This window comes from Streptomyces sp. NPDC127190, assembly GCF_042672505.1.
Classification (GTDB): Bacteria; Actinomycetota; Actinomycetes; order Streptomycetales; family Streptomycetaceae; genus Streptomyces.
In genome coordinates, this window is sequence record NZ_JBHXVE010000010.1 from 248,970 (window position 1) to 254,041 (window position 5,072).

Below are 5,072 nucleotides of genomic sequence, written 5' to 3' on the forward strand. Positions count from 1 at the left end.
CGCGCCCCCCCGCGCACCCGCTCGCGGGGGGGGGGGGGGGGGGGGGGGGGGGGGCGCCCCCCCCGCGCCCAGGGCCGCCCCCGCGGTCGCGAGGGCGACCAGGGCGCGCCGCGTGGTGGGGTGCTGGGAGGGGGAGTGTGGGGCCATCGCTGGTGCCACCTTCTGGTGCGCAGGGTAAGGACGTCGACACGTAGGGTAGTTGAGGCGGGAGTCACGCTCAAAAGCCGACCCGCGGGGTCGGCAGGCGGCCCGCCATGCGTCAAACTGGTGTTCCGTGAGCATTCATCCCCCGTCCCCCGCCCGTGTCGTGCTGCTGTGCGGCCCCTCGGGCTCGGGCAAGTCCCTCGTCGCCGCCCGCTCCGGGCTTCCCGTCCTGCGCCTGGACGACTTCTACAAGGAAGGTGACGACCCGACTCTGCCGCTGGTGGACGGGAGTTCCGACATCGACTGGGACCACCCGGAGTCCTGGGACGCGGACGTCGCCATCGAGGCCATCACCCGGCTGTGCACCACGGGCGCCACACCGGTCCCGGTGTACGACATCTCGCTGAGCGCCCGCACCGGTGAGAAGACGCTGGACATCGGCCGTACCCCGCTGTTCATCGCGGAGGGCATCTTCGCCGCGGAGATCGTCGAGCGGTGCCGGGACCTGGGTCTGCTCGCCGACGCGCTGTGCCTGACCCGCGGATCGGTCACCACCTTCCGGCGGCGCTTCCTGCGGGATCTGCGGGAGGGCCGCAAGTCGGTGCCGTTCCTGCTGCGCCGCGGCTGGCGGCTGATGCGCGCGGAGCGGTCGATCATCGCCCGGCAGGTGTCCCTCGGCGCGTACCCCTGCGACCGGGACGAGGCACTGGACCGGCTGGCGGCGGCGGGCGACGGACGGCCCGCACGGCAACAGCCGGTGGCGTAGGCCCCGGGAAATAGGCCCCGGGAAAACGGAAGCGGGACCGGTCAGGCCTACGGCCCGCCAGTCCCGTTCCTCTTTCCCCCGTGATCCCCCGTGGATCCACCCCCCGGTGGTTCCCCCGTTTTCCCCCGTGTCCCCCCCCGAGGTCACCCCCCAGTGACCCCCGTCCTTCAGGCGACCAGCTCGCCGAAGGCGTTCTCCTCGTCACGGCCGAAGCTGAGGACCTCGTCCTCGCGCAGCCGGCGGAGCGACCGCCAGATGCTGGACTTCACCGTGCCGACGCTGATGCCGAGGATCTCCGCGATCTCCGGGTCCGTGCGGCCCTCGTAGTAGCGCAGGACCAGCATGGTGCGCTGGAGCTCGGGCAGCCGGGCCAGCGCCTGCCAGAGGACCGCGCGCAGCTCGGTGCCGCGCATCGCGTCCGTCTCGCCGGGCGTCTCCGGCAGCTCCTCGGTCGGGTACTCGTTCAGCTTGCGGCGGCGCCACGCGCTGATGTGCAGGTTCGTCATTGTCCGTCGCAGATAGCCCCCGACGGCCGCCTTGTCGCTGATCCGGTCCCACGCCTTGTACGTCGAGAACAGCGCGCTCTGGAGCAGGTCCTCGGCCTCGAAGCGGTCGCCGGTCAGGTGGTAGGCGGTGGCGTACAGGGAGGCGCGGCGCTCCTGGACGTAGGCGGTGAACTCCGCCTCGGTCAGCGAACGTCGCTGCTCCCCCGAGTCCTCCCTGTACGCGGTTCCCCCGTGTGCCGCCCCCGTGCGGGCGTCGATCACCGTCATGAAGGCGGTGTGCTGACGCCCGGTGCCGCGAGCGCACCCCCGCCCGCTCACGGCACCGGACTTCTCGGATCCCCGGTGCACGTCGTGCAGACGCGTGACCACTGCGCTGGTGCTGATGCTGTGCAGCGTGTTCATCTCGCGCTCCCCGTCGTGGACTTCCGGCGACTCGGTCTTGCCGGGCCGGTTGTGGCTCCCCCGTCCGGCCCGTGCCCAAAAGACTGCCGGGGCGACTTCATGGCCGTGTCCGCCGACTGTCACAGACCTGTCACAGGGGTCCGCGCGGGAACGAAAGGCGAGGGCATGACGCCCGCAGGTCGTACGACCGGCCGTCCATGGGCCAGAATGAGCCCGTGCCTTCCCTGTTGCTGATCGAGGACGACGACGCCATCCGTACGGCCCTGGAGCTCTCCCTGACGCGCCAGGGACACCGGGTCGCGACCGCCGCCAGCGGTGAGGACGGTCTGAAGCTGCTGCGCGAGCAGCGGCCGGACCTGATCGTGCTGGATGTGATGCTGCCCGGCATCGACGGGTTCGAGGTGTGCCGGCGCATCCGGCGCACCGACCAGCTGCCCATCATCCTGCTGACCGCGCGGAGCGACGACATCGACGTCGTGGTCGGGCTGGAGTCCGGGGCCGACGACTATGTCGTCAAGCCGGTCCAGGGCCGGGTGCTGGACGCCCGGATCCGGGCCGTGCTGCGGCGCGGGGAACGGGAGTCCAGCGACTCGGCGACCTTCGGCAACCTGGTCATCGACCGGTCGGCGATGACCGTGACGAAGAACGGCGAGGACCTCCAGCTGACCCCGACCGAGCTGCGGCTGCTGCTCGAACTGAGCCGGCGGCCCGGTCAGGCGCTCTCCCGCCAGCAGCTGCTGCGGCTGGTCTGGGAGCACGACTACCTCGGTGACTCCCGGCTGGTGGACGCGTGTGTCCAGCGGCTGCGCGCCAAGGTCGAGGACGTGCCGTCGTCACCGACCCTGATCCGTACCGTCCGTGGTGTCGGCTACCGCCTGGACTCGCCTCAGTGACCGATACGCGAGGGGGGCTGCGCGGCTGGGCCGCGGGGCGCAAGGGGAATCTGTCGCGGCTGCGGTTCACCAGCCTCAGGCTGCGACTGGTCGTCGTGTTCGGGCTGGTGGCGCTCACGGCCGCCGTGTCGGCGTCCGGCATCGCCTACTGGCTCAACCGGGAAGCCGTGCTCACCCGCGCCCAGGACGCGGTGCTGCGCGACTTCCGGCAGGAGATGCAGAACCGCGCGGGCGCCCTGCCCGCGCACCCCACCCAGGACGAACTCCAGCGCGCGGCGGGCCAGATGGCCGCGAGCAGCCAGCACTTCAGCGTGCTGCTGGTCGGCCAGGACACCGACGGCCGTACGGTGTACGGCAACTCGGGCGGCATCAACGGCTTCTCGCTGGAGGACGTGCCGAAGACGCTGCGCGCCGCGGTGAACAAGCGGCAGCAGGTCACCGGCACCAACAAGGAGCCGTACCACCTGTACTGGCAGCGGGTCGTGGACCACGGCACGCCCTATCTGGTGGCCGGTACCCGGGTGCTCGGCGGCGGGCCGACCGGTTACATGGCGAAGTCCCTGGAGCCGGAGGCGAAGGACCTCAACTCGCTGGCCTGGTCGCTGGGCATCGCCACCGGGCTCGCGCTGATCGGCGCCGCGCTGCTCGCGCAGGCCGCCGCCACGACCGTGCTGAAGCCGGTGCACCGGCTCGGTGTCGCCGCCCGGCGGCTGGGCGAGGGCAAGCTCGACACCCGGCTGCGGGTGTCCGGCACCGACGAACTCGCGGACCTCTCCCGGACGTTCAACAACGCGGCCGAGGCCCTGGAGCAGCGGGTCGCGGAGATGGCCGCGCGGGACGAGGCGTCCCGCCGGTTCGTCGCCGACATGAGCCACGAGCTGCGGACGCCGCTGACCGCCATCACCGCCGTCACGGAGGTGCTGGAGGAGGAGCTGGAGTTCGAGTCCGGGAGCATCGACCCGATGATCGAACCGGCGGTGCGGCTGGTGGTGAGCGAGACCCGGCGGCTGAACAACCTGGTCGAGAACCTGATGGAGGTCACCCGCTTCGACGCGGGCACCGCCCGGCTGGTCCTGGACGACGTCGACGTCGCCGACCAGATCACCGCCTGCATCGACGCCCGCGCCTGGCTGGACGCCGTCGAGCTGGACGCCGAGCGGGGCATCCACGCCCTGCTCGACCCGCGCCGCCTGGACGTCATCCTCGCCAACCTGATCGGCAACGCGCTCAAGCACGGCGGGTCGCCGGTCCGGGTCTCGGTGCGGGAGTCGGACGACTCGGTGGTGATCCAGGTCCGCGACCACGGCCCCGGCATCCCCGAGGACGTCCTGCCGCACGTCTTCGACCGCTTCTACAAGGCGAGCGCCTCCCGGCCCCGCTCGGAGGGCAGCGGGCTCGGCCTGTCCATCGCCCTGGAGAACGCCCACATCCACGGCGGCGGGATCACGGCCGCCAACTCGCCCGAGGGCGGCGCGGTGTTCACCCTGCGGCTGCCGCGGGACGCCTCGCAGCTGACCGAGCAGCCGGCGGACGAGCCGCAGCAGAAACCCGACGACAGCAAGAAGAGCACGACGGCCGACACGGACGATTCCGGTTCCGGAAAGGAGGGGTCATGACCGTACGACGCCTGCTGGCGCTGCCCCTCCTGGGCGCGCTGCTCACCGGCTGCGGCATCCGCGCCACGGAGGTGCCGACCGACTTCGGCGCGGCGCCCTCGCGGGTGCCGTGCTCGCTGGCCGGGCCGGACCGGTCCACGCAGACCGCGCACGGCGTGCCCGTGCAGGTCTTCCTGCTGTGCGGCGCGTCCCTGGTGGCCGTCGACCGCACGGTGCCCGTCCCCGAGGGCACGCCGGACGCCAAGCGCCGGGTGATCGTGGCCCAGGGCCTGCTGGACCAGCTCGCGGCCTCGCCGTCCGCCGCGGAGCGCTCCGCGGGCTACACGACGTATGTGCCGGGCGGGCTGAGCGTGTCCGGGCCCGGCCCGCGGGACCCCGAGGACGCGCTCCGGCTGAGCACCGCCCCGAGCCGGCTCACCTCCTACGCCCTGGCCCAGCTGGTGTGCACGCTGTCCGACTCGGCGGCGACGGAGGGCGACGGATCGGTCATCCTGGCGGGCCCGGCCCCCGCGCCGCCGAGCCGCTACGAGTGCACCGACCCGGTGCGCAACCACCCGGGCAGCGAACAGCCGCCGACGAGCAGGGTGACGGGGAAGTCCTGACGCGCCTGCTCGCGCACGCGCCGCCCGACCGACCGCCGAAACGGAAGAGCCGCGCCATCCCCGGACGGGGGGCATGCTCGGCACTCGTCCTGGTGGGCGTCCGGGAGTAGGTCGCTGCGGTCGGGCCCAGCACAGCCCGCGGG

Annotated in this window: 5 protein-coding genes; 4 read left to right on the forward strand and 1 reads right to left on the reverse strand. The window is 72.6% G+C overall.

Annotated features, from left to right (window positions below; genetic code table 11):
- Window positions 1-307: 307 nt before the first annotated feature.
- Window positions 308-910, forward strand: coding sequence for a uridine kinase (locus ACFVIU_RS18310; protein WP_385843576.1), 603 nt, complete (start codon window positions 308-310; stop codon window positions 908-910).
- Window positions 911-1,077: 167 nt separating this feature from the next.
- Here the strand turns inward: ACFVIU_RS18310 and ACFVIU_RS18315 are convergent, their stop codons facing one another.
- On the reverse strand, window positions 1,078-1,818 hold the full coding sequence (locus ACFVIU_RS18315; RefSeq protein WP_385843554.1) for a SigE family RNA polymerase sigma factor: 741 nt from the start codon (window positions 1,816-1,818) through the stop codon (window positions 1,078-1,080).
- A gap of 215 nt (window positions 1,819-2,033) precedes the next feature.
- Between ACFVIU_RS18315 and afsQ1 the strand changes: the two genes are divergently transcribed.
- The 3 genes from afsQ1 to ACFVIU_RS18330 are packed head-to-tail and all read left to right on the forward strand — an operon-like array spanning window position 2,034 to window position 4,929.
- Window positions 2,034-2,711 carry a two-component system response regulator AfsQ1 gene (gene afsQ1, locus ACFVIU_RS18320; protein ID WP_199272809.1) on the forward strand — a complete coding sequence of 226 codons (678 nt, stop codon included), beginning with the start codon at window positions 2,034-2,036 and terminating at the stop codon, window positions 2,709-2,711.
- The gene (locus ACFVIU_RS18325) at window positions 2,708-4,327 is read left to right on the forward strand and encodes an ATP-binding protein (protein ID WP_385843556.1); all 1,620 of its coding nucleotides are present in this window, start codon (window positions 2,708-2,710) and stop codon (window positions 4,325-4,327) included. Before afsQ1 ends, ACFVIU_RS18325 begins: the two co-directional genes overlap by 4 nt.
- A complete protein-coding gene (locus ACFVIU_RS18330; protein ID WP_385843557.1) occupies window positions 4,324-4,929 on the forward strand; it encodes a hypothetical protein in 606 nt (201 codons plus the stop codon). Before ACFVIU_RS18325 ends, ACFVIU_RS18330 begins: the two co-directional genes overlap by 4 nt.
- Window positions 4,930-5,072 lie beyond the last annotated feature (143 nt).

Bases quoted from the DNA above. Each gene is read 5' to 3' on its own strand.
- ACFVIU_RS18315 (WP_385843554.1), bottom strand. From the start codon at position 1,818: ATGAACACGCTGCACAGCATCAGCACCAGCGCAGTGGTCACGCGTCTG.
- ACFVIU_RS18330 (WP_385843557.1), top strand. From the start codon at position 4,324: ATGACCGTACGACGCCTGCTGGCGCTGCCCCTCCTGGGCGCGCTGCTC.